The sequence below is a fragment of the Clostridium sp. AN503 genome (assembly GCF_040719375.1).
GTDB lineage: Bacteria > Bacillota > Clostridia > Lachnospirales > Lachnospiraceae > Brotaphodocola.
Genome location: NZ_JBFDTP010000002.1, coordinates 2,443,420 through 2,466,544 on the forward strand (window position 1 = coordinate 2,443,420; position 23,125 = coordinate 2,466,544).

21 protein-coding genes are annotated in these 23,125 nt (G+C 52.8%); all 21 read right to left on the reverse strand.

Features of this window, described 5'->3' with window-relative positions:
- Positions 1 to 100: 100 nt before the first annotated feature.
- The gene (gene spo0A / locus AB1I67_RS18775; RefSeq protein WP_367031613.1) at positions 101 to 907 is read right to left on the reverse strand and encodes a sporulation transcription factor Spo0A; all 807 of its coding nucleotides are present in this window, start codon (positions 905 to 907) and stop codon (positions 101 to 103) included.
- 176 nt (positions 908 to 1,083) lie between these two features.
- Complete coding sequence (locus AB1I67_RS18780; RefSeq protein ID WP_367031614.1) at positions 1,084 to 1,557, reverse strand: hypothetical protein; 474 nt, start codon at positions 1,555 to 1,557, stop codon at positions 1,084 to 1,086.
- 94 nt (positions 1,558 to 1,651) lie between these two features.
- Positions 1,652 to 1,948: a 4Fe-4S cluster-binding domain-containing protein gene (locus tag AB1I67_RS18785; protein ID WP_367031616.1), complete on the reverse strand. Its 297-nt coding sequence runs from the start codon at positions 1,946 to 1,948 to the stop codon at positions 1,652 to 1,654.
- Between the two features lie 248 nt (positions 1,949 to 2,196).
- Positions 2,197 to 2,658 (reverse strand): YbhB/YbcL family Raf kinase inhibitor-like protein, encoded by a 462-nt coding sequence (locus AB1I67_RS18790; protein WP_367031617.1) that lies wholly within the window; start codon positions 2,656 to 2,658, stop codon positions 2,197 to 2,199.
- A 953-nt stretch (positions 2,659 to 3,611) separates the two neighbouring features.
- On the reverse strand, positions 3,612 to 4,889 hold the full coding sequence (spoIVB, locus tag AB1I67_RS18795) for a SpoIVB peptidase (RefSeq protein WP_367031619.1): 1,278 nt from the start codon (positions 4,887 to 4,889) through the stop codon (positions 3,612 to 3,614).
- A gap of 331 nt (positions 4,890 to 5,220) precedes the next feature.
- Positions 5,221 to 6,897 carry a DNA repair protein RecN gene (gene recN / locus AB1I67_RS18800; protein WP_367031621.1) on the reverse strand — a complete coding sequence of 559 codons (1,677 nt, stop codon included), beginning with the start codon at positions 6,895 to 6,897 and terminating at the stop codon, positions 5,221 to 5,223.
- 12 nt (positions 6,898 to 6,909) lie between these two features.
- Entirely contained in the window at positions 6,910 to 7,359 is a 450-nt protein-coding gene (gene argR / locus AB1I67_RS18805; protein WP_367031623.1) for an arginine repressor, read from the reverse strand.
- Between the two features lie 16 nt (positions 7,360 to 7,375).
- Positions 7,376 to 8,227, reverse strand: coding sequence for an NAD(+)/NADH kinase (locus tag AB1I67_RS18810; RefSeq protein ID WP_367031624.1), 852 nt, complete (start codon positions 8,225 to 8,227; stop codon positions 7,376 to 7,378).
- 42 nt (positions 8,228 to 8,269) lie between these two features.
- A complete protein-coding gene (locus AB1I67_RS18815) occupies positions 8,270 to 9,181 on the reverse strand; it encodes a TlyA family RNA methyltransferase (protein WP_367031626.1) in 912 nt (303 codons plus the stop codon).
- Positions 9,178 to 11,070, reverse strand: a complete 1,893-nt coding sequence (gene dxs / locus AB1I67_RS18820; protein ID WP_367031627.1) for a 1-deoxy-D-xylulose-5-phosphate synthase — start codon at positions 11,068 to 11,070, stop codon at positions 9,178 to 9,180. Before dxs ends, AB1I67_RS18815 begins: the two co-directional genes overlap by 4 nt.
- 83 nt (positions 11,071 to 11,153) lie before the next feature.
- Positions 11,154 to 12,035: a polyprenyl synthetase family protein gene (locus AB1I67_RS18825; protein ID WP_367032660.1), complete on the reverse strand. Its 882-nt coding sequence runs from the start codon at positions 12,033 to 12,035 to the stop codon at positions 11,154 to 11,156.
- A 46-nt stretch (positions 12,036 to 12,081) separates the two neighbouring features.
- On the reverse strand, positions 12,082 to 12,285 hold the full coding sequence (gene xseB, locus AB1I67_RS18830; RefSeq protein ID WP_367031628.1) for an exodeoxyribonuclease VII small subunit: 204 nt from the start codon (positions 12,283 to 12,285) through the stop codon (positions 12,082 to 12,084).
- Positions 12,286 to 12,342: 57 nt separating this feature from the next.
- Entirely contained in the window at positions 12,343 to 13,542 is a 1,200-nt protein-coding gene (xseA, locus tag AB1I67_RS18835; RefSeq protein WP_367031630.1) for an exodeoxyribonuclease VII large subunit, read from the reverse strand.
- 1 nt (position 13,543) lies between these two features.
- A complete protein-coding gene (gene nusB, locus AB1I67_RS18840; RefSeq protein WP_367031632.1) occupies positions 13,544 to 13,996 on the reverse strand; it encodes a transcription antitermination factor NusB in 453 nt (150 codons plus the stop codon).
- Positions 13,997 to 14,467: 471 nt separating this feature from the next.
- Positions 14,468 to 15,784, reverse strand: coding sequence for an L-serine ammonia-lyase, iron-sulfur-dependent, subunit alpha (locus AB1I67_RS18845; RefSeq protein ID WP_367032661.1), 1,317 nt, complete (start codon positions 15,782 to 15,784; stop codon positions 14,468 to 14,470).
- Positions 15,785 to 15,956: 172 nt separating this feature from the next.
- Positions 15,957 to 16,343, reverse strand: coding sequence for a RidA family protein (locus AB1I67_RS18850; RefSeq protein WP_367031633.1), 387 nt, complete (start codon positions 16,341 to 16,343; stop codon positions 15,957 to 15,959).
- 41 nt (positions 16,344 to 16,384) lie between these two features.
- Positions 16,385 to 16,642: a glutaredoxin gene (locus tag AB1I67_RS18855; protein ID WP_367031635.1), complete on the reverse strand. Its 258-nt coding sequence runs from the start codon at positions 16,640 to 16,642 to the stop codon at positions 16,385 to 16,387.
- A 76-nt stretch (positions 16,643 to 16,718) separates the two neighbouring features.
- On the reverse strand, positions 16,719 to 17,966 hold the full coding sequence (locus AB1I67_RS18860; RefSeq protein ID WP_367031636.1) for a dicarboxylate/amino acid:cation symporter: 1,248 nt from the start codon (positions 17,964 to 17,966) through the stop codon (positions 16,719 to 16,721).
- 42 nt (positions 17,967 to 18,008) lie between these two features.
- On the reverse strand, positions 18,009 to 19,184 hold the full coding sequence (locus AB1I67_RS18865; protein ID WP_367031637.1) for a MalY/PatB family protein: 1,176 nt from the start codon (positions 19,182 to 19,184) through the stop codon (positions 18,009 to 18,011).
- A 354-nt stretch (positions 19,185 to 19,538) separates the two neighbouring features.
- A complete protein-coding gene (locus AB1I67_RS18870) occupies positions 19,539 to 21,617 on the reverse strand; it encodes a sigma 54-interacting transcriptional regulator (RefSeq protein ID WP_367031639.1) in 2,079 nt (692 codons plus the stop codon).
- Entirely contained in the window at positions 21,614 to 22,990 is a 1,377-nt protein-coding gene (locus AB1I67_RS18875; protein WP_367031641.1) for an L-serine ammonia-lyase, iron-sulfur-dependent, subunit alpha, read from the reverse strand. The genes AB1I67_RS18870 and AB1I67_RS18875 overlap by 4 nt, the downstream gene beginning before the upstream one ends.
- Positions 22,991 to 23,125 lie beyond the last annotated feature (135 nt).

Genomic DNA, 23,125 nt, shown 5'->3' on the forward strand with positions numbered 1-23,125 from the left:
AATACCCTCCTCTAACATCCGTCTGAAAAAAATCGCAGACATTCATTAAATATCAGTATACAATATTTAGGCCGATTTAGGAAGCGGAATCTTTGAAAAACTATGAGATTCTTTTATAATCCAGCCTGATCTTATCAGAGATCAGCGCAATAAACTCGGAATTGGTTGGCTTGCCTTTGCCATTATTGACCGTATAACCGAACAGTTCATGGATCGTGTCAAGCCTTCCTCTGCTCCATGCCACCTCGATCGCATGACGGATCGCCCTCTCTACGCGGCTTGAGGTAGTGTTATGCCGTTTTGCTATCGTCGGATAAAGGACTTTTGTCACCGACACCAGCATATCCTCCTCTTCTACAGAAATAGCAATGGCGTCTCTCAGATACTGATATCCTTTGATATGCGCTGGAATCCCGATCTCATGGAGGAGACGTGTCACATCATTTTCCAGATTCTGGCGTATGTACTCGCTCTTGTCAACGTATGGACTGACCCGTTTCATCTCTTCATTGCTGCTTAATTTTGCGCTCCCTCTGCAGACCCGGCGGATCTTATCCATAACCACTTCCCGGTTAAACGGCTTCATGATGTAATAGCTGGCACCCAACTGAAACGCATCCGCCGCCACATTGTCATTGCCTGCAGCTGTTACCATGATAAAAGACGGGATCCGTTTCCCATAGCGCTCCTTTTTCACCCGTTCCATGACGGAAATACCATCCAGCTTCGGCATGATCACATCCATCAGGACCAGGTCCGGGTTGGTCTTCATGATCATATCATAAGCATCTTCTCCGTTATCTGCCTTTCCAACCACGCAGAATCCGTCTTCTTCCTCCAGCATATTATTCAACAAACTGAGCATTTGTGGGTTATCCTCTGCAATCGCAACATTTAAATCTGACATTCTCCATTTCCTCCTGTTTTCTCTTGTTGTAAATTGTATTATAGTCGCTTACTTTGTCTGTGCGCAACGAGATTCAGTCGCAAGTTTCGACAAAGTATGCAATATTAGATATAACGTGGTACAGAAGGAAATGTAACAGGCTTTTAAAATAAAGGTTTTCGGAGGCACTGCCTTTTTCAGATTTCAAATAATATCCTGCCATCCTGAAGTAATGTTTTTATTTTTTTACTGCACCGGTTCTGGTGGCTCCTGCCCGCCATGATGATCAGCGATCCTATGAGGAGATTGGGCCACAGAGACAGGCTTTGCCGGTTGAGAAGAAAACAGGCCAGATTGAACAGGATGTCCAGGACGCAATACAGCCAGAACATTAGTCCTGGATATATGACGTACCGTACATTCACGGAGTGGTTTTCCAGGCATGGGCTGATGGTTCCTGTTATGTAAAAAAGATCTATGCCTATGCGCGCTCCGAAAATGCCTCTAATCAGCGCCAGGAGGCGGAACGTATGTCCAGTTGGCGAGTATGCGACGTTTCCAGCCGAAAGTTTTTGCAGCCTCTGGATGATTGTTTCGGGCGGGATATTTAGCTCTAATTCGGTTTGGAGCGGGAGGATGGGGTGTGGGCGGGACGGGGGTATGGTTGGCATGAGGGGGGTCTCCTTTTTTGTAAGGATTTTTTAGGTTATTTGGTGTAGGTTGTATTCTTACCATGGGGTCAGTGAATCCGTCTATCTTGTTTCACTAATGTTTATGTATAAGTGGTTCTCCTCCGCCAAATGTGACCCCACCTTCTGTCATCCGGAAGTATATATCATCAATTTCAATGATATCTATTAGTTCCTTCGGACTATATTCTGCGCGAATTGTATTTTCATCACTACACTGCGGATTTAAACAATACGCACACTTAAGAGGACAGCCGGTTGGGCACCATTTTGGCACCGCAACGCTTTCTTCTCCAGTTGGTAAATCCGGTACACTATCACACATTAGAAGCGTGTTTTTTAGAGTATGGGTAGAAAAATCGACTGTCTGCATTTAGGTGTCACACGAGGGATGTGCACTCCATACAGGAAGGTCTAAATAACGGTGGAAAGACCAGGGATAGACTGCTATTTGTTGTAGCTTCCTAAGGAGCATTGCCGCCCCAGAAAGGGGCGTTCAAAGGGCTTGGGGTATGATAGTACCCCAACAAGTGAAAGCACAAGGGTATGTACCGTTGTGCCCTGCTTGCCACGATTGAAACAATAAAATGGTAGTACATCTTATACTCAAGAAGGAGCGCCTCAATTATAATGCCCTGCTAAAACGGCTTGTTGCAAAATATGCCCCTGCATGGCAGCCATTAAATTCTTTTTACGGGAGGTGCTTGGTAAATCCAGCATACAATCCAGAACAAATACATTGAAATGGTAAGTATGTGACCACCGAAATGGTGGCTTTGGCCCTCGATACCTGTGCTTTCCATAGCCAAGTCCTTGTATAGCGCCTCCTAAAGAACCCACTTGTTCTCCATAAAGTATTTTCCCCGGAATGACCGATGTAGCAGGAATATTCCAAATAACCCAGTGGTTATATGCTGGGATGGGATGGCTCATATCATCCATAATAATTGCAATTGACACGGCACCTTCGATTAATCCGGTCAACACCAGTTCGGGGGAGCTGTCCGCGCCATACCCGGTATGCTCGACTGGAATCAGTCCCCTGTGTTCAAAACAAGGTGATGAAATAATTAGATTTTCCATTCGCTTTCCCTTTCATATTTCATACGCCTTATCCGCCTAAAACGAACAGATACGTAACTTGTTTTTTCATTTTAATATGAACGGATGGAACTGTCAAACAATTCATTTCATGTCATAACTTTGTGCTACTGTTCGTAACACAGTTTGTATTTTACATACAATTCATGTTGACATCCCAAAACATATTAGGAGATGAGATAATTATTTTCATAAAAATGTTCTCGTTGTTAAATGTGTTTACTCAAAAAATAAGTAAATTAGATACGACGTTCCTCTTACTCATGTCTAATTAAAGTTTTATTTTCTCAGGATGTAAAATCATAGCATAAATACTCGTTTACCAGTAACTCGAACGTCACCATCATTTGTTTGGTATATCTCTATTAACGGCATGTATCCTATGGTTATGTTTGGGAGAACATAAAACCATAATCAATCACATTTATTATATCACATTACTACTGTATTTTTAGTACTTTATCTGTATAAATTCGCTTTGGTTTTTTAGAACCCGATTAAATAAATTTGAATTATGACTATTTTTTGATTCCTCCCGCTGCTCCGTCCGGGCGGCAACCGCTGGCACGCTTCGCGCACCATCGGTTGCGCGGCTTTCGCCGCATAGGCCACTCGCAAAAAGACTGCTCACGCAAGCAAGCTTGCATCACCTTTTTCTCGCCTCCCGCTGCTCCGTCCGGGGGCAACCGCTGGCACGCTTCGCGCACCATCGGTTGCGCGGCTTTCGCCGCATAGGCCACTCGCAAAAAGGAGGCTCACGCAAGCAAGCTTGCATCACCTTTTTCTCGCCTCCCGCTGCTCCGTCCGGGCGGCAACCGCTGGCACGCTTCGCGCACCATCGGTTGCGCGGCTTTCGCCGCATAGGCCACTCGCAAAAAGGAGGCTCACGCAAGCAAGCTTGCATCACCTCCTTTTCACTCCTGTCCTGCCCGGACTCAATGCTTCAGCATGTCTTCAACAAATATCCCATACCCCCTGGTTGAATCCTGCACAAACACATGGGTCACTGCCCCGATCAGCTTCCCATCCTGTAAGATTGGCGAGCCACTCATACCCTGCACGATCCCCCCAGTCAGCCTCAAAAGTTCTTCATCTACCACTTTTATCACCATACTCTTATTCTGCTGCACCGGGTTATAGTCCACTTTCTGGATCTCGATCTCGTAGTCCTTCAGTTCCCCCGACACATCGCTCCGCACCCAGGCCTGGCCTTTTTTCACATCCTGGCGGTAGCCTACTTCCACGGCCTGGGCCTGGAGTGACTTTTTCATCTTATCGTTCACTTTTCCAAATATCCCGATATCGGTATTATCCGTGATCGTCCCCAACTGCGACCCTGGACCATAGTATATTACACCGGCCATAACGCCCGGATTTCCTATGGTCCCCTTTTCTATCCCCAGGATCTCTGTCTCATAGAGAGCGCCTTCCTCGATCTCCACCACTTTCCCGGTGTCGCTGTCACTGATACCGTGGCCCAGGGCGCCGAAGTTACCGCTCATGTCGATGTAAGTCATGGTTCCGATTCCCTGAGTGTCGTCCCTTACCCAGGCTCCCAGCTTGTAGCTCCCATCCTCCGTTTTTACCGCATTCATCCGAACGTCCATCTCTTCGCCCTGGCGCCGGATCCGCAGCAGCGTTTCGCTTCCTTCAAGATGGTTTAAATTCGTGATCAGCGCTTCCTTGTCACGAAGCGGCTGTCCATTGATCGCCTCAATATAATCACCGGTCTGAAGTACACCGTAGGCCGGCTCCACCTCCTGGCCATCCTCTCCGACGATCTGTCCGGTTCCGATCACCATAACCCCTTTTGATTTTAAGTAAATTCCTACGGGTAATCCACAGGGAATCGCATACTGGCTGTCCACCACATCCACCTGGATTTCTTTGAACCTGATCTTTCCAAACAGATTCAAGCCGATCCGGTAGCTGCCCTGGTTCTTTGCATATAACGAAAGAGATTCATCCGTTTTCAACCGGATCTGATTGGATGGGATGTCCGATTCATTGCCCAATACCACCTCTTCGCTCTCGCTGAAAAGAGTCACATCAAAAGGGAGCTCCAGATCCAGTTCCTCCCTCTCCTGTGCCACAATATTCAAGTGGTCCGGAATCCGCCTTTCCATATAAAACCAGGTAAACCCCAATGTGAACAAAACCCCTGCCCAGAATGTCCATATCAAACATCTGCGAAACTTCCGTCTGCCCGTCATCTCACATACCTCCTCACTTTTTTGCCGTTGAATCGAAAAAGGAGCCTGCTTTAAGCTCCTTTCTAGTATGTGAGTATTATTGAAAAACACACTGTCAGATTTTGACGTAGCCAAAAATCCATGCAAAAAATAAACCACAGATTCCCGTTGCGAGCTCGCTCGCATAAGGAAATCTGCGGTTTATTTTTTATAGGGCGGCACGCCCGCATGAATAATCTGGCAGCCAACCCAACACCCATCTGCCAAAACGTAACCCTGCCAGATTATGAATGGCATGGCCGGACTAGCCATTTTTCACAGGGCGCCCGCCCGCATGAAAATATGCCAGCCATCACAACCGCTCCCGCAGCCTCCCTTTCGTCCCACCTGCCAGCCGTTTCATCTCCCGTGCATTCTCCACCACTGCCTCGGTGATCTCCGCACCGCCCAAAAGCCTCGCCAGTTCCTCCACCATCCGCTCTTCATTTAAAGCGGCGATCCTCGTCCTTGTCTTCCCATCCGCCGTCGACTTCGCGATTTCAAAATGGCAGTCCGCCATGGCAGCGATCTGGGGAAGATGGGTAATACAGATCACCTGATGTCCCCTGGAAATAATCGCCAGCTTTTCCGACACCTTCTGCGCCGTGCGCCCGCTGATCCCCGTATCAATTTCATCAAAGATCAGTGTCGGAATCTCATCGCTGTCCGCCAGCACCGTCTTGATCGCCAACATGATCCTCGAAAGCTCACCACCAGAAGCCACATTGCCAAGCGCCCGTTCCGGTTCCCCCGGGTTCGTGGAGATCACAAACTCTGCCTCGTCAAACCCACCGGCCGTAAACTGTGAAAGACGCCTAAACTCCATCGAAAAACGCACATCCAGAAAGTTCAGATCCACCAAACCTTCCCGGATCCGCTCTGTCAGTACCCTGGCTGCCTTCTGCCGCTCCCCGGAAAGCGCTTCGCACCGGTCTGTCAAAGCTTCTGTTACTTTTTTATAGTTTGCCTCCGTTTGCCTCCGGTATTCATCAAAATGCTCAATTTGTTCCAAACGCGCCTTTTTTTCTTCCAGGGCCGCATGGATACGAACGACAGTATTTCCATATTTTGCCTGAAGATTATGGATCAGATCCAGGCGCTCCTCAATACGCGCCAGCTCCTCCTCGTCAAAATCCACGTTTTCCAAATACTCGCCGATGGCATGGTGCACATCATTTAAAATAGCCTCCGCATCGTAAAGCTGGTCCTCGATCGGCTTAATATCCGCATCATAGGCCGCCACACTGCTCACCTGGTGCAGCGCCCTCCCTACTCCATCTGAATCCACGGCTTCATATGCCGCCGACAGGCTTTCCAGAATCCTACGTCCGTTGGAATATTTCCGGTACTGTTCCGTCAAAAGCTCTTCTTCCCCATCCTTCAGCCCGGCCTGCTCGATCTCGTCAATCTCAAACTGTAAAAAATCCGCCTCCCGCTTCCGGCTCTCCGCGTCCCCGCCTGCTTCCTCAAGGGCCGCCCAAAGAATCTTATACTGGTGGTACAGTCCTGATATTTCTTCTTTGATTGGGCTGATCCGGGTTTTTGCATAGGTATCCAGAATCTCCAGATGCTTCGATGCATGGAGCAGAGACTGATGCTCGTGCTGACCATGGATGTCGATGAGCAGGCTGGTCACGGCTTTCAGCTTTGCCGCCGTCACGGTCTCATCGTTGATCTTGCTGACGCTGCGGGCTGCCATGATCTTCCTCGTGATTATGAGGAGGCCATTCTCATCCGGGTACACGTCAAGCGCTGTAAGGGCGGCTATTTTGTCCTCCTCCGCCTGGAAGATCAGTTCCACATAGGCATACTCCGCCCCGCTGCGGATCATGTCTTTCGATGCTTTTTGCCCCAGGGCCAGGTTCACGGAACCGATGATGATCGACTTACCCGCGCCGGTCTCACCGGTCAGGATATTCAGACCCTCTGAAAATTCCACATCCGCCTGCTCGATCAGGGCCAGATTTTTAACATGTAACTCCAACAGCATGGTTTACTCCCCCTATTCTGCCACCAGCTTCTTTATCTTATCCATCACTAAAATGGTGTCGTCCACACTCCGCACCGCGCACATGATCGTGTCATCCCCTGCAATACACCCCACGATCTCATGAAAATGCATGGCGTCAAGCGCCGCCGCCACCGCCATAGCCATGCCGGAGACTGTCTTGATCACCAGAATGTTCTGAGCCATATCCATGGATGCAAAACCATCCTTTAAAATACGAATATATTTGTCGCTGAACGCCCCCTGGCTGTGCATGACCACATACCGCTGCCTGCCGCTCTCCGCCTGGATCTTGGTCAGCTTCAGTTCCCGGATATCCCGGGACACGGTGGCCTGAGTCACATGGTATCCGGCTTCTTTTAAGCGTTCCGCCAGCTCTTCCTGGGTCTCAATCTCATATTTGCCAATCAGTTCCACTATTTTGCTGTGTCGTTCCAGTTTCATAAATCTTCCTCCGGTCTTAAATGCGATCCATTTTGCTCCTCAAATTTTCCAGGAATGATACATTCTTAAGCTGTATCAAAGTCGTGCAGCTCTCCGATCGGCAGATCTCCAGCGAATCCCCCTGTCTCAGCTCCAGCACCTGGTCCCCGTCAAATACAGCGGTCTGCTCGCCGCCCTGCTGCACCAGACGAAGGCTCACCTTGTCCTCCGGCGACAGCACAATGCTCCTGGAGTTTAAGGAATGGGAGCAGATGGGCGTCAGTACCATCAGCTGTGCGCCGGGCGCCACGATCGGCCCGCCTGCCGACAGATTGTACGCGGTGGAACCGGTGGGCGTCGCCGCGATCATACCGTCCGCCATATACTCGTTAAAATACTCACCATTTAAAAAAACCTGGAATTTGAGCATCTGTAATACATCTTTACGGGTCAGGACAATGTCATTTAATGCGATCCCTTTCCGCACTCCGCCAGGCCCCACGATCCGTCCCTCCAGCATCATCCGCTTCTCTATGGTAAAATTATCCGCCAGAAGGGCGTCCAGCATGGGTGCGATATTCTCACCCCTGGAAACCTGCGTCAGATAACCCAGATTCCCCAGATTGACACCGATCATCGGAAGCTGCAGATCCACCAGATCCCGCGCCGCCTGGATCAGGGTTCCATCCCCGCCTAAGGTGATGACACACTGGGTATCCGCAGGGATACAGTTGATATCGGTATAACCCTCTCCGGAGCCGCCGCAGTGCTTTTTTTGTGCACTGCCCTCGCAGGTGGCTCCACGTTTGTGAAGATATTCTGCGATCCGCTCCGCAGTCTGTGCCGCCCCCTCCTTCAGAGGATTGGCTATCACATAAAAATGCTTCATGTCCTTCTCCTGTCGTATACTGATGTTGTCGAAAAACAAACGCTACGCCTGCAAAGTCTGGTGCGCCGCCTCCACAACCGCCTTTGCGTCTGCCCCAGGTGCCGTGCACGCCTTTACCTCAGTCTGCTGCCCGGCGTTCATATTGCCATCTGCCGCCTGTGCCATATGGATATCCTCAGCTACATCGTCTGTCAGACCGGCCTCCCGGACCGCACTTTCATCCCCATGGTTCTGTAAATACAGCAGATATTCGATATTCCCCTCCGGCCCTTTGATCGGCGAAAATTCCAGATTCAGGATCTCAAATCCGATCCCGGCTGCAAACGCCATGACCTTCTCTATGACCTCCAGGTGGGTGCTCTTTTCCCGCACCACACCCTTTTTGCCTACCTTTTCCCGGCCCGCCTCAAACTGCGGCTTGATCAGGCAGACGATCTGCCCGTCTTCACTGAGAAGCTTCTGTACCGGCCCCAATACCTTTGTCAGGGAGATAAAGGAAACGTCAATGGAAGCGAACTGGATCTTGTCCGCGATATCCTCCGGCGTCACATAGCGGATGTTGGTCTTTTCCATACAGACCACGCGCGGGTCGTTGCGCAGCTTCCAGTCCAGCTGTCCGTGCCCTACGTCTACCGCATACACCTTAACCGCGCCGTTTTGCAGCATGCAGTCGGTAAAACCGCCGGTAGAGGAGCCTACATCCATACAGATCTTCCCCTCAACCTCTACTCCGAAATGGGTCATCGCCTTCTCCAGCTTCAGCCCGCCTCGGCTCACGTATTTTAATGTGGCTCCGCGGACCTCGATCTTCACCGTCTCCTCAAACATGGAACCTGCCTTGTCTTCCTTCTGGCCGTCCACATAGACGATCCCGGACATGATAATGGCCTTCGCCTTTTCCCGGGACGCCGCCAGGCTGCGGTTCACCAGCATGATATCCAGTCGTTCTTTCATCTGTCTTCCTCTCTCTCCGCACCCAGCGCCGGATAGAATTCCCTCATGGTCTTTATGATGGAATCGCTGTCAATCTTTAAGGTTTCCCTCAAAAGCGATACGTTGCCGTGCTCCACATAGGCATCCGGCAGTCCGATCGTGAGAACCTTCACCTGCGGATCATGCTCCTGTATATAAGCCTTTACCGCCAGTCCAAAACCGCCCTGCAGCACGTTCTCCTCCAGGGTCACGATCAGTTTATGGCTCTGGGCAAGCCGTTCCACCAGTTCAAAATCGATGGGCTTGATAAATCTTCCGTTTGCCAGGGTACAGTCATACCCCTCATTCTTTAGCTTGTCCCGGATATGCTCCGCTGTGCTGACCATACTTCCCACTGCCAGCAGTGCGATCTCACTGCCCTGATATAAGACTTCCCCTTTTCCGTACTCAACCGGCTGGGTGAATTCTTTCAGCCCCCGGTATGCCTGTCCCCGTGGATAGCGGATGGCAATGGGGCCTTCATACTGGTTCACTGCAAATTCCAGGTCCTGGCGCAGCTCCCAGAGGTTCTTCGGCGCCAGCACGCTCATGTTTGGAATGCAGGTGAGGAACGACAGATCAAAGATCCCCTGATGGGTCTCGCCGTCGCTTCCCACCAGACCGGCCCGGTCCAGCGCAAACACAACCGGAAGATTCTGGATACAGACATCGTGCAGGATCTGGTCAAAGCCTCTCTGCATGAAGGAGGAGTAAACTGCCACCACCGGCTTTAGCCCTGCCGCCGCCATACCGGCCGCGGAGGTCACCGCATGCTGCTCTGCGATCCCCACGTCAAAGAACCGGTCGGGATATCGTTTGCTGAAGGCTTTTAAACCTGTCCCGTCCGGCATCGCTGCCGTCACTGCCACAATGCGCGGGTTGCCCTCCGCCAGCCTGCACAGCTCTTTGGCAAATATATCCGTATAGCTGGGATAGACCTTTTCCTTCAGGGCCTTCCCCGTTGCAATGTCAAAGGGTTCAACCCCATGGAACCGGGAGGGATTTTTCTCCGCCGGACTATAACCTTTGCCCTTCTTGGTAAGCACATGCACCAGGACCGCATGGTCCATTTTCCGCGCTTCCTTAAAAATCTTTACCATGGCTTTTACATTATGGCCGTCCACAGGTCCCAGGTAGGTGACTCCCATATTTTCAAACAGCATTCCGGGGATGACCAGCTGCTTGATGCTGTTCTTGGTACGGCTGATCTTATCCACCAGCCCTTCCCCGATCACAGGGATCTTCGCCAGCGTCCCGGACACATATTTTTTCAGCTCATTGTATCCGGCGTCTGAACGGATACCGTTTAAATATTTTGACATGCCCCCCACATTTTCTGAGATGGACATGTTATTGTCATTCAATACGATGATAAAATTCCGGTTTAAGTGGGCGGCATTGTTGAGCGCCTCATACGCCATGCCCCCGGTCAAAGCTCCATCTCCGATCACAGACACCACCGCGTAGTCCCCGCCCATCAGATCCCGCCCCTGCGCCATGCCAAGCCCGGCAGAGATGGATGTGGAGCTGTGTCCTGTGTCAAAAGCGTCGTAAGGGCTTTCCTTCCGCTTCGGGAAACCGCTAAGGCCCCCATACTGGCGCAGATCGTCAAACATCTCCTTCCGTCCGCTCAAGATCTTGTGGGTGTAGGACTGATGCCCCACGTCCCAGATGACCTTGTCCTTTGGCAGGTCAAAAGCAAGATACAGGGCAATGGTCAGCTCCACCACCCCCAGATTGGACGCCAGATGGCCGCCGGTCACGCTGATCTTTTCGATCAGGAACTGGCGGATCTCCGCTGCCAGAGTCTTAAGCTCCTCCGGATTTAACTTTTTCACATCCCATGGACCCTCGATATGCTCCAAAATCATGGCTCTTTACCCTTCTGTTCTTCCTAAAATCATAGATCCCTTGTACCGCTGTCCTCCGAAAAACCTCCCGGCACATTCTGCGGTCAATTTTCCCGTGTCACCAGCATCTGGATCAGGCTCTCCAGGAATGGATTATTCCCCGGCAATGTATGAAGCAGTCCCACTGCCTTCTCCGAGATCTCTTCCACATCCTGCCTTGCCTTTTCGATACCGAACAGCGTCACATAAGTCGTCTTGTTATTCTTTTCATCACTGAGCACCGGCTTGCCAAGCTGCTCCGGCGTGCTGGTCACATCCAGGATATCGTCCTGGATCTGGAAAGCCAGCCCGATGGCGGAAGCCATCTGCTCCACAGCCGCCAGCTGCTTATCATCCGCCCCGCCAAGGATCGCCCCGATCATCATGGACGCCTCTAAAAGCGCTCCGGTCTTCAGCCGGTAAATGAAATCCAGCTTTTCCTGCGGCACCGGCCTGTTAGTCAGCTCCACATCTACCACCTGGCCCCCGATCATCCCGTAGATCCCGGTCTTTTCCGCCAGAAGGCCGATACTCCTGCCCACCCGGTCCATATGCTCTGTCTGTGCAAATGCCTTTGCCGCCGTCTCCACCGCGTAGATCAGCAGAGCGTCGCCTGCGAGCACTGCCATATCATACCCGAATTTCACCCAGGTGGTCGGCAGCCCGCGGCGCAGCTCGTCATTGTCCATACAGGGCAGGTCATCATGGATCAGGGATGAGGTATGGATCATCTCGATCGCCGCCATAAACGGCTCGATCTCAGGTCCGCTGCCGCCAAACAACCGGTAGGTCTCCTGCATCAGCATAGGACGCAGCCTCTTGCCTCCTGCACGCATACTGTAATTCATCGCCTCAAGTATAGTCTTCTGATGGCCGGTCTCCTCCGGCAGATACCGCTCGATGACGGCCTCCACATCTGCCGTCCTGATTTTCAGCTCCGCCTGCATCTGGAGCTTTTCCTGCATCTCCGGTCCGTTTTGCAATTTAAGCGCCTCACGCATCTCCATCTGCTTCCATGCCTCCCTGTAGGATGATCATCTGTTTTTCCACTTTATCTATCTTCTCGCCGCACGCCTTGACCAACTTCATACCCGCCTCATAACAGGCAAAGGATTCCTCCAGGGTAGTGTCCGGCGCCTCCAGCTTTTCCATAATCTGGTCCAACTCTTCAAAGGTCTGCTCGATTGATTTGTCCATGCCCATATCCTTTCTGCCAATGTGGTCTCGTTAAGACCGTTCCTGCTCCGGCTTCTTCTACAATTCTTCCCGCTCCGTCACCTTCGCAGTCAGCCGCCCGTCCGAAATCCGGATCGTGATGGCCTCATCCACCTCCACATCCCGCACATGCTCGATCCTGCGGTTGTCTGCGCCGGTCAGGAAACCAAAGCCTTTACTGATCTTTTCAAGGGGTGACAGCCCATGCAGCCGTCCGCCTGCCAACGCCAGCCGGTGCCGGGCATCTAAAAGCTTCCGCTCCATCATCGCCTGGATCCGCTCCTGGTCATCCGCCAGCCGCTGCCGCTTCTCTCTGATCTGCCGCTCCGGGTCATGCAGCTTCAGCCTCAGCCGGTACTGTTCCATCCGGTACCTGCGGCGCTCCGCCTGCCGCTCCATAGCGCGGTTGAGCGCCGCCAGATAAGCCTGCCTCTGCTCCTCAAACTGCCGGTAATCAAATACCGCCAGCTCCGCCGCAGCTGACGGCGTAGGCGCCCGGAGATCCGCAACGTAATCTGCAATGGTCACATCCGTCTCATGTCCCACCGCCGAGATCACAGGGGTCCGGCACTCGAAGATGGCTCTTGCCACCGGCTCCTCGTTAAATGCCCAGAGGTCTTCGATAGAACCTCCTCCGCGGCCCACGATCAGCACATCCAGCCCCATTTCATCCAGGGTACGGATACCAGCCACAATACTCGGCACTGCGCCCTCCCCCTGAACCAGGGCGGGGTATAGCACGAGCTGTACATAAGGATTGCGCCGTGAGGTGATATTCATGATATCCCGGATAGCAGCGCCGGTGCTGGCTGTCACCACACCCACCTTCCGTGCATATTTGGGGATAGGCTGCTTGTACTCCGCCGCAAACATCCCCATTTCCTCCAGTTCATCCCGCAGCTTCTGGAACCGCTCAAACAAGTCTCCCTTGCCGTCCTGCTCGATCTTCCGGGCATAGAGCTGGTATTTGCCGTCCCGCTCATACACATCCACAGCTCCGGTCACTACCACCTGCTGCCCTTCCTGTAACTGAAAAGAGAGACCCCGGCGCTGGCTGGCAAACATCACCGCCGCGAGGGTCCCGGTCCTGTCCTTTAACGTAAAATAAATGTGCCCGGACGTGTGATATTTGCAGTTGGACACCTCGCCCCGCACGGAAATGCGGCTCAAGGCAAAGTCCTGGGCAAACATATTTTTAATATAAGAATTTACCTGTGAAACTGAATAAATACTCGCCATATCACTCCGTGGTCACCAGTTTCGCCAACACTCCGTTGATGAATGCCGGTGAATCCTTGCCTCCGAATTTCTTCGCCAATTCCACCGCCTCGTTGATCGCTACCTTTGACGGCACCTCGATGTCATATTCCATCTCGTAAAGAGCCTGACGGAGGATCGTCAGTTCTACCCTGCCCATACGGCGGGTTTTCCATCCCTGCGCCACATCGTTGATCTTCGCATCCAGCTCCGGGATCTTTGCTGCCATTCCCTCCATGCGGTCGATCAAAAACTGCCGTTCCTCTTCCTTCATATCCACCTGGTGGACAATCTCCACAGTACCGTCCTCAGCGGTATCGTCCTCCTCCGGCGAATTAAAATACTGCTCTGCCTGCCCTGCGGTCTCCTCTGTCGGGTAAAAATCCACCCCAAACAGCATTTTAAAACAGTGTTCCCGCATTTCTCTTCTGGTCATCTATCTTTCCTCCTGGCATTAAACTCATTTCTGCCGCCATATTATCAGCTTGAAATCATAGCTTTGCATTATCATATCATATTTTTTTCAGTTTCACAACGGTTTCGAGAGATTCCGCGTTTTACAGCGGCGGCAGTGGGGGCGGGGAGCGGCAGGGATTTTTGTTCCGGTTTCGGCCATAAGTAAATGTAAGGATCCAGAATTTTCTTAAAAGCCTGCCAGGGGAAGGGGCAACTCGCTGACGCTCAAACAACCCCTTCCCCTGGCAGAACAGAAAATCCTGGATCCTAACATTTTCTAATGGCCTGCAAAGTCACAAAAACCCCTGCCGCTCCCCGCCCCCACTGCCGCCGCTGTAAAACGCGGAATCGCCACATGTATTTCAGGAGCAAGAAAACCCTAAAAACAGAGCTTCCATTTGGTGAGTCCGTTTTTAGGGTTTCTTTATCATGGGAATCATCTTTTTATTTTTTATTCGCCGATCATCATTTTGACGATCTCCCGGTCAGTCTCTCTCATGCCCTCTTTTCCGAGGCGGCCTACGTTGCGGATGGTTGCCTCCACGTTGCAGGTTACGATACCGTCGCCGGACTTGAACTGCTGGCCGCCGTTTTTGTACATGTCGTATCCCAGGATCCCGGTCATGACGCTGGCGGCGATCTTGCCTGCGCAGGATGGCTTGGCTCCGTCACAGATGATGCCGGACGTGATCGCCACGGAATTTACAAGGGTATGGGCGATCTCTTCGTAGCGGCCGCCTTTGAGATACGCGATCCCGCAGGCTGCGGCACATCCTGCGCTGACCGCGCCGCAGTAGGCGGACAGACGGCCGATCCCGGTTTTCTCATGGATGGAGATCAGGTTGGCGAGAGTTAAGGCGCGGTACATTGTTTCTTCTCCGACGCCCAACTCCCGGGCGTATTCGATCACCGGCACTGATACGGTGATCCCCTGGTTGCCGCTGCCGGAATTGATGACCACTGGAAGCTCGCAGCCGCTCATCCTGGCGTCGCTTCCTGCCGCAGCCTTGGCGATGGCACGGTTGCGCACGTCGTTTCCATAGGAGGCCAGCCAGGTGCTGCCGATGTTGGCTCCGTAGCTGTTCTTTAAGCCTTCCTCTGCGATCGCCATGTTGCACTGGATCTGCGGGTCCAGAATATCTTTTACATCCTCTAACAGAAGAGTATCTGCAAATTCCAGGATGTCTTTTAAGTTTAAAAGTTCTTTATTGGTCAGGCCTCCTTCCCGGTCAGAGTCCTGTGCAGCCTCATGGCCCTGGTCTAAATGCCGGTTGGTCTCTGTCTCGAACATAACGTTGCCGTTTTTCTCGATCAGGATGATATTGGTGTGGTACTGGGCGATCCGCAGCTTCACGCTGTCGTCCCCCTTATGCAGGACCAGCACGATATCAAAGGTCAGTGTCCCGTCAATGGCCTTCACCGCAATGGGCGCCGTCTCAAGGAATTCCCGGATCGCCACCTTCTGGCTGTAAGTGACTTCAGAAATGACCTCCAGGATCTTTGAGGCGTCTCCCGCCACGATCCCGGCAGCCACCGCCGCTTCGATCCCCTTCATGCCGTCCGTGTTGGGGACAATGACGCTCTTTACATTTTTAATGATATTATAGCTGGACCATACCTCTACCCTCTCCGGCATGGCTCCCAGCACTTCCCGGGCCTTTGCCGCGCCGTAAGCCAGGGCGATCGGCTCCGTACAGCCCATGGCCGGCATCAGTTCTTCTTTCAGTATCTGCACATAAGTTTTATATCTCAAATCCTCCGGATTCATCAAAGCTCCTTTCCCGGCCATGCCGGCATATGGGAGCGGGAAGGCGTCCCCTGCGGATAGCTGCTGATCAGGCGTTTCATTTCGTTTGCAGTGGGAAATGATCTTCTTATTGATTCCGCCTGTTTGAGCAGCCTCCCTGTCTGGTCCGCCTGCGCTCCCGTACCTTCTCACATTATTTCTGCGGGCACCATGCGACCGCTTCGATCTCTACCAGGGCGTCCTTGGGAAGACGCGCCACCTCCACTGCCGCCCTGGCCGGACAGTCCGTTTCAAAGAAGGCGCCGTACACCTGGTTCATCTCTCCAAACTGGTTCATATCCTTTAAAAATACGCCGGTGCGGACCACATGCTCCATGGAAGCGCCTTCGCTTGCAAGGATCTGTCTGATATTGTTAAGGGACTGGCGTGTCTGGGAAACGATATCGTCCCCGGCAAACGCTCCGGTTGCAGGGTCAATGGGCAGCTGCCCGGATACAAAGATCAGATCTCCCGCACGCACAGCCTGGGAATAGGGGCCGATGGCTCCCGGCGCTGACTCTGTCGCTATGATTTTTTTCATGGTTTTCTCCTCCTCGTTTTGTATTCCTCATTTCATGGCTTTTAAAGCTTTTTCAGCACTTCGTCCAGATCCAGGGTTTTTGTCCCGTCCTCCAGTGCAAAGAACGGAATCCCAATGCCGCCCCCGGCTCTCACAGCCTCATACTGGGGTTCTGTCTCACGGACCGCCAGATAGGCTTTCAGATCCGGCAGGGACGCGGATAAGTCCTTAAAATCGATCTCTGCATTCTTCTCTCTCAATCTGCACAGGGCATACAGGGTATCCGGGCATAAATGGCTTCCAATCACGATTACTTTCATAACATTTTTCTCCTTTTTCATTCAATCTTATTTTCTTTTTTAATTTTCTTACTCTATGTAACAGACCAGGTGATATCTACTCCGCTGCTCCGGCTGCGAAACAGCCCTTGACCCAGTCTTTGCCTTCCACGATCCTGGAGACCATCATGGAGGCGATCGCATCACCAGAAGCGTTTAAACAGGTGGCTGCCGGATCAAATAAAAATCCCAGGGTGGCAATGAGCGGGAACGCTTCCGATGGGAATCCGAACAGGCTGACGATCAGCATTTCCCCCACCAGGCCGCCGCCAGGCGCGCCGGACAGCACGAAAGCGGAAAGGATCGCAACGGCAATCGCCATCAGATAGGTTCCGATCCCGGTAAACGGCTGGTTGAACACTCCGTACAAAAATGCGATCTTCGCGATGGAGGACAGCACCGAGCCGTCCATGTGCATGGTAGCCCCCATGGGCAGTACGATCTCGCGGATATCCTTTGGAACCCCCATCTTGTCGCAGGCGTCCAAATTGACCGGAAGGGTTGCCATGGAGCTCTGGGTCGCAAACGCGGTCAGGGCCGGCGTCGGCACATACTTTATGATCCGCCTGATGCCCTCTTTTCCGCCTGCCAGGTACGCGTACAAGGGGAAGAATACCAGTACATAGATCAGGCACAGCGGATAGTAAAGCAGCATTGCGCGTCCATAGTCCCCGATCAGGCTCGGTCCGAACTCGCCCACCAGGTTTGCAAAATAAGCTCCCAGCCCGATCGGAGCCAGCTTCATGATCAGGCTGACCATTTTCATGATGATCGCGTTTAAGCTGACCAGCATTTTCCCTACCGGGCATTCTTCGCCGCCGCAGGCGCTGATGCAGAACCCGAACATGACGGAAAAGATGATCAGCGGCAGGATATGCTCACGGCTTAACAGCTCCGGGAAATCCGATACCGTCAAAGCGCCTACGATCATATCGCCCACATTCTGCGCCTCCCCAATCTCAGCCGCAGCCAGTGTGATCGAGGTGTTCGCCGCCGGCGGGAAGATATTGACCGCTGCCAGCACCAGCACTGCCGCAACCGCTCCCGTACCCACAAACACGATCAGAAGGCTTCCCAAAATACTGCCCAGGCGTTTCATGTTCACCATGCTTCCAACTGCACTGGATATGGAAACAAACACCATGGGAACCACGATCATAAACATCAGGTTTAAAAAAATATCCCCCAGCGGCTTCACAATCGCCGCCTTATCTCCCGCGACCGCACCAAAACCGGAACCGATCAGAATTCCCAGCACCAGCAGGATCGGGAACCGGTAGCTCTTCCATATTTCTTTCTTATTCATACCATTTCTCTCCTTTGCTTATTGACCCCAATTTTTCGTTTGTTACGGAAGCCTGTCAACCGCTTCCTTCAGCTGTTCCAGCGCCTTTTTCAGTACGCTTCTCGGACAGGCCGCATTGAGACGCATATAACCGCTTAAGCTGCGTCCAAAGGTATACCCTTCATTCAGTCCCAGCTTTGCCTTCTCGATCATGAAACGGCGCAGCGTCTCATTGTCCATCCCCAGCTCCCGGCAGTCCAGCCATACCAGGTAAGTCGCATCCGGGACCGTAGGTTTGATCTTGGGGATGTACATCTCGCAGTAGTCCCGGATAAAATCAAAGTTTTCGGATAAGTACGGCAAAAGCTGCTCCAGCCATTCCTCCCCTTTCGTAAATGCCGCCTCCATGGCCACGGAGCTGAAGGCATTGTTGCGGTGGATGTCCAGGTTCATCCAGAACCGGTCATACCGCTCCTTCATCTCCAGCGTGGGGAAGACCGTGGCAGACGCCTGAAGCCCGGCCAGATTGAAGGTCTTGGTGCCGGATATACAGCTGATCACCTTGTCCTTTGCACCCGCAAGCAGCGCCGTGGGAATATGCTTTTTCCCGTGGAAGACCAGGTCAGAGTGGATCTCATCTGATACCAGAAGCACCCCGTTTGCCTCGCAGATGTCGAACATCTGCTGGAGCTGCTTTTCTGTCCATACGATCCCAAGAGGATTGTGAGGACTGCACAGCAAAAACATTTTCACCTTCGGGTCTTTCGCTTTCTGCTCAAAATCTTCAAAATCGATGGTCCAGGCTCCGTCCTTTTCCACCAGCTGGTTCTCCACCACGGTCCGCCCCCAGGCTTCCGTCACATCGTAGAACTCAGAGTACACCGGAGTCTGGATCATAATGGAATCGCCGTCGTCGGAAAACAGCTTTACAAGTGCAGACAGAGCGGGGACAACCCCCAGGCTCCAGCTCATCTTCTCGCGCTCGATGGTCCAGCCGTTTCTGCGCTCCTGCCAGCCGATGATCGCGTCAAAGTAAGAATCCGGCCTGGAGGTGTATCCCCAGATGCCCTCCTTTGCCTTCTCCACACAGGCGTCAATGACCGGCTGGGCCGTGCGGAAATCCATATCCGCCACCCAGAGCGGGATCACGTCCATGGTCCCAAATTTTTTCATTCTCTCGTCATACTTTCCCGCGCGGTTGCCGCTGCGGTCAATGACCTCGTCAAAATTATATTTCATTTTGATGCTCCTTTCGGTTTGATACCCTTTATATAAGCAAATGCCATGCCAACTTTTTAAAAATCCCCGGAATTTTAATAACCTTTTCCATTTTTCTTATATTTTTACGAGTAATTCACGATTTTATCAGGTTTATGAACTTTAAGAAAAAATTGAAAAATAAAAAGACCCAGGCTGATATCTGGATCTTCTCTGTAAAACAATTGGTTATATGGGTTTATTGGTTGGTTTATTGGTTACTTTGCGTCTAATAATTGGTTGTTTATTGGTTTTTATCTTTCAAAATTTGAGCTTCAACTGGTGCAATTGCCGCCTTCTATATATATCTGCCTATTCCGATTTCCCAAACATTTCTCAAATGTCTCTCAAATACGCCATTCCTTTTTCCGTTATCACGCTTCCGCCCCGTCCCCTCGACACAGTCACATATCCCGCTTCCTCCATCCTGCCAAGGATCGTGCGGACCTGCGTCTGGCTCATGGTCAACCCGCGTCTTCCCGCCTCTGCAAGGATTCCCTCACGGCCGATCCGTCTTCCCTCACGATAGGCTGCAAAAAGCGTCTGGAGAACGAACTGATCGGCCTCTGCCGGCAGCGATGCTGCATATTCCCGAGCTGTCAGTTCAAGATTGTACCGCTCCGTTATCGCCAAAGGCAAGTCCTCCCGCGCATACACCTCCATCTGAAACGTCGGCGGCAGGTCTTCTCTTGTAATGACCGAATGTCCAGTAAAGTTCAAGTATTCCGCAATGTTTCTCAGCTCCCGGATATTCCCTCGGAACCGGTACTCCCGGAACAGCTGGCAGATCTCCTCACTCAACGTAAAGTGGCCGCCCAGCTCCTGGCGGAACTTCTCCAGCAGCAAAAACACGTCATCTCCCCGGTTTCTCAAAGGCGGGATCAGCACCGGCAGCGCATTCAGGCGGTAATACAGATCCCGCCGGAAGCTCCCGTCCTCCACCTTCTGCTCCAGGTCCTCATTGGTGGCTGCCACGATCCGGACATCCACATGGATGATCTGGTTGCCGCCCACCCGCATGATCTCCCGCTCCTGCAAAACGCGCAGCAACTTCACCTGAAGCGCCGGACTCATGCCCTCCACCTCGTCTAAGAACAGGGTACCCTGGTGGGCAAACTCGAACAGGCCCGGCCTGCCGCCTTTCCTCGCTCCGGTAAACGCGCCGTCCTCGTAACCGAACAGCTCGCTCTCCAAAAGGTTTTCCGGCATGGCTGCGCAGTTGATCGCCACAAAGGGCTGCCCTTTCCTTCTGGAAGCGTTATGTACCGAATGGGCAAACAGCTCTTTGCCGGTGCCGGTCTCCCCGATCAGCAGCACCGGTGACTCGGTCTGCGCCATTTTCTTAAGGATCTCTTTTGTTCTCAGAATCGGCTCCGACTGCCCGATCACGTCGTCAAAACAATACTTTGCCCGGTGTCCCTGGCCTTTTTTCATCAGCTGCCCGCGCAGCTCATTCTGACGCCGCTCCATCTCATTGAACTTCTGAAGGATGGCAAACGCCCCAATACAGCTCCCTCTGCGCAGCACAGGCCGCACATGGACACTGACCGGGCTGTCTGCCACCCGGACCACCTTCGGCTCGGTCTCCGACATCTCCTCCAAGCATTTTCCAAAGGGAATATAAGGAAACACCTTCTCCCCCTGCTGGCGCAGTGCGGTGTTGCCGAACACATGGGTGATGTCCCGCGCCATCTGGTTGATGGCATAGATCTCCCCGTGTTCATTGACCGCAACCACACCCTGGTCCAGCACGTCCATCAAAATATCAAACTGGCTCTCCAGCCTGCGGGACCGGTCCATCATCTGGTCAAAATACCAGGTATTGGTGCAGACCGAATCCCGATACTGCTTAAATACCGGTTCCTCCAGCAGCTCATCAAGGCCCAGCCGGATCGCCGCCTCGATCATGGTATCCGCCGAGCAGGTCCTCTGCCCGATATTGACCACCTGGTCTATCCCCTGCGGCACATAGCGCTCCTCATCCGGCGTCACCGCGATCTCCGTGCGTTCTGTAAGCTCCACTCCAGGCGCATAGAGAAGGAACTTCAAGTGGGTGACCCCCAACTGCTCAAGCTGCGTCACCGCCTCCCTCGCCATGGTCTCCGTCATATTGACGAACAGCACCTTCGTCCCCTTTGGGATCTCCTGCAAACGGCGGATGCTGTCCTTTCTGTAAGTCACCTGGATCTCCATCCGCTGGGCAGCCTCCGGCAGATACACCCCATGCGCGCTCATGGCGTCATACGCGTCCGTTGACCCCATATAAAGGTCGCACGGCTCCATATGGGCCGCCGTCCCGTCCATGATACTGTAGTTGCGCACCACCGCCCGTCCACCGAATACCTGCCGGACCTGTTGGGCATAGGCCTTTCCTGCAAACGGGTCCAGCGCGATCACCGCAATACTCTTTTTCACCCTCTATTTGCCTCCTGTCCCTGCCCGGCCTGCTTCTCCTCAAAAATACCCACGATCACGCCCTCTGTCTCCACCATTCCGGGAGAGGCGATCCTGCCCATATAGCGGAAGGTGTCCTCCGTAGTCCTGCCGTTGATGCCATGGACGTCCTCCACGCAGACCCCCTCCATCGCCAGGCCCACAGAGCGGAACGCGGCGTCCACCGCCACCACGCCTTTCATCGCACAGCCCTGGTTCCCGCCGTCACAGATCATTCCTGTGATGCTGGACGCCATATTGTTGACTGTGCGGTGCATCTCCAAAAGCCCGCCGCCTTTTAAATATACGCAGGCGCAGGCCATTCCGGTCCCCGCCGCGACCGCGCAGCCGCAGAACGCAGACAGCCTCCCGGAATATTCCTTGATGTACATGGTCACCAGGTAGCTGAGGGCTGTGGCGCGCAGCAGCTTCTCCTCCGGATAACCATGGACCTGGCATACCGCATAGAGAGGCATGGTGCAGATGATCCCGTGAGCGCCGGAGCCGGTGATACTCATCGCCGGCTTATCCAGCCCGATCACACGCGCTTCGATCGTCCCATTGCACAATAGCTGCGCCGTCAAAAGCTCCTGCCCTGAGATCACATGGCCTCCGTTGGCGCGCAGCAGGCTTTTCAAAAATACGGTGCGGTCACTGGCCATGCCCGCTTCAAACAGCTCCAAGTTCACCTCATAGGCCTCCCGCAGAAATGCGATCTCCTCCAGAGGCACACGGTTGCAGTATTCTAAAATCTCTGCCAGCGTGTGGCGGTGGATCTTTGGAATCTCCACAGGGTCATCCGATGCGCACATTGAAGTCCCGAAAGACGCGTTCAGCGCGGCCCCGGCAGACTCCGTCGGACAGGGCGTTTTTCCATCCGCCTCCGGTGCATCCGAGAAGATCACCTTTCCGTTCAGCCGGATCTCCACCACATGGGTATGCTTGTCGCGGATATGCAGACTGCACTCGTCCTGGTCCGTCTCAATGCTGGCCTTTATATCGATGCACGAGGAGATCTCCCCCAGGCGCACCTCGATCCTTCCCTCGTCGATCATCTTTTTCGCCGCCGCATTGTCCGCCGCCGTCACCTCCGCAAGGGACGACAGGCCCTTTTCCCAGCGTCCTGCGACGACTCCAAGTGCCGCTGCATACTGGTTGCCCACGTATGGGGAATTGGGGATCCCACAGGTAAATGCGTTTTTGTACATCCCTGAATTTAGTATTACGGTCACTTTTCGTACATCGCCTTTTGTATAGCTGCGCGCCCTGGAACACGCATAAGCGATCGCCCCCGGCTCCGTGACCCCGAGAGCCGGCTTCATGTCTTCCTGAATCAATTTGGTAAATGCGTTCATATTCTCCTCCTGCATTTCCCACTGCATGACCAGTATAGCACAGGTTTGGAGAAAAAGACAAGACGACGGATATTTTTCCAAAATCCGAAAATACTAGGGGAGAGAGAACAAATTTTCAAGCAGGAGGATTTTGAT

Excerpts from the sequence above, each read along its gene's own strand:
- AB1I67_RS18780 (WP_367031614.1), bottom strand. The coding sequence starts at position 1,557 with ATGCCAACCATACCCCCGTCCCGCCCACACCCCATCCTCCCGCTCCAA.
- xseB (WP_367031628.1), bottom strand. The coding sequence starts at position 12,285 with ATGGACAAATCAATCGAGCAGACCTTTGAAGAGTTGGACCAGATTATG.
- AB1I67_RS18875 (WP_367031641.1), bottom strand. The coding sequence starts at position 22,990 with ATGAACGCATTTACCAAATTGATTCAGGAAGACATGAAGCCGGCTCTC.
- recN (WP_367031621.1), bottom strand. The coding sequence starts at position 6,897 with ATGCTGTTGGAGTTACATGTTAAAAATCTGGCCCTGATCGAGCAGGCG.
- argR (WP_367031623.1), bottom strand. The coding sequence starts at position 7,359 with ATGAAACTGGAACGACACAGCAAAATAGTGGAACTGATTGGCAAATAT.
- dxs (WP_367031627.1), bottom strand. The coding sequence starts at position 11,070 with ATGATTTTGGAGCATATCGAGGGTCCATGGGATGTGAAAAAGTTAAAT.
- spo0A (WP_367031613.1), bottom strand. The coding sequence starts at position 907 with ATGTCAGATTTAAATGTTGCGATTGCAGAGGATAACCCACAAATGCTC.
- AB1I67_RS18815 (WP_367031626.1), bottom strand. The coding sequence starts at position 9,181 with ATGAAAGAACGACTGGATATCATGCTGGTGAACCGCAGCCTGGCGGCG.
- AB1I67_RS18855 (WP_367031635.1), bottom strand. The coding sequence starts at position 16,642 with ATGAAAGTAATCGTGATTGGAAGCCATTTATGCCCGGATACCCTGTAT.
- AB1I67_RS18865 (WP_367031637.1), bottom strand. The coding sequence starts at position 19,184 with ATGAAATATAATTTTGACGAGGTCATTGACCGCAGCGGCAACCGCGCG.
- nusB (WP_367031632.1), bottom strand. The coding sequence starts at position 13,996 with ATGACCAGAAGAGAAATGCGGGAACACTGTTTTAAAATGCTGTTTGGG.
- AB1I67_RS18825 (WP_367032660.1), bottom strand. The coding sequence starts at position 12,035 with ATGCAGGCGGAGCTGAAAATCAGGACGGCAGATGTGGAGGCCGTCATC.
- AB1I67_RS18860 (WP_367031636.1), bottom strand. The coding sequence starts at position 17,966 with ATGAATAAGAAAGAAATATGGAAGAGCTACCGGTTCCCGATCCTGCTG.
- xseA (WP_367031630.1), bottom strand. The coding sequence starts at position 13,542 with ATGGCGAGTATTTATTCAGTTTCACAGGTAAATTCTTATATTAAAAAT.
- AB1I67_RS18790 (WP_367031617.1), bottom strand. The coding sequence starts at position 2,658 with ATGGAAAATCTAATTATTTCATCACCTTGTTTTGAACACAGGGGACTG.
- AB1I67_RS18850 (WP_367031633.1), bottom strand. The coding sequence starts at position 16,343 with ATGAAAAAAATCATAGCGACAGAGTCAGCGCCGGGAGCCATCGGCCCC.
- spoIVB (WP_367031619.1), bottom strand. The coding sequence starts at position 4,889 with ATGACGGGCAGACGGAAGTTTCGCAGATGTTTGATATGGACATTCTGG.
- AB1I67_RS18810 (WP_367031624.1), bottom strand. The coding sequence starts at position 8,227 with ATGAAGCATTTTTATGTGATAGCCAATCCTCTGAAGGAGGGGGCGGCA.
- AB1I67_RS18845 (WP_367032661.1), bottom strand. The coding sequence starts at position 15,784 with ATGAATCCGGAGGATTTGAGATATAAAACTTATGTGCAGATACTGAAA.
- AB1I67_RS18785 (WP_367031616.1), bottom strand. The coding sequence starts at position 1,948 with ATGCAGACAGTCGATTTTTCTACCCATACTCTAAAAAACACGCTTCTA.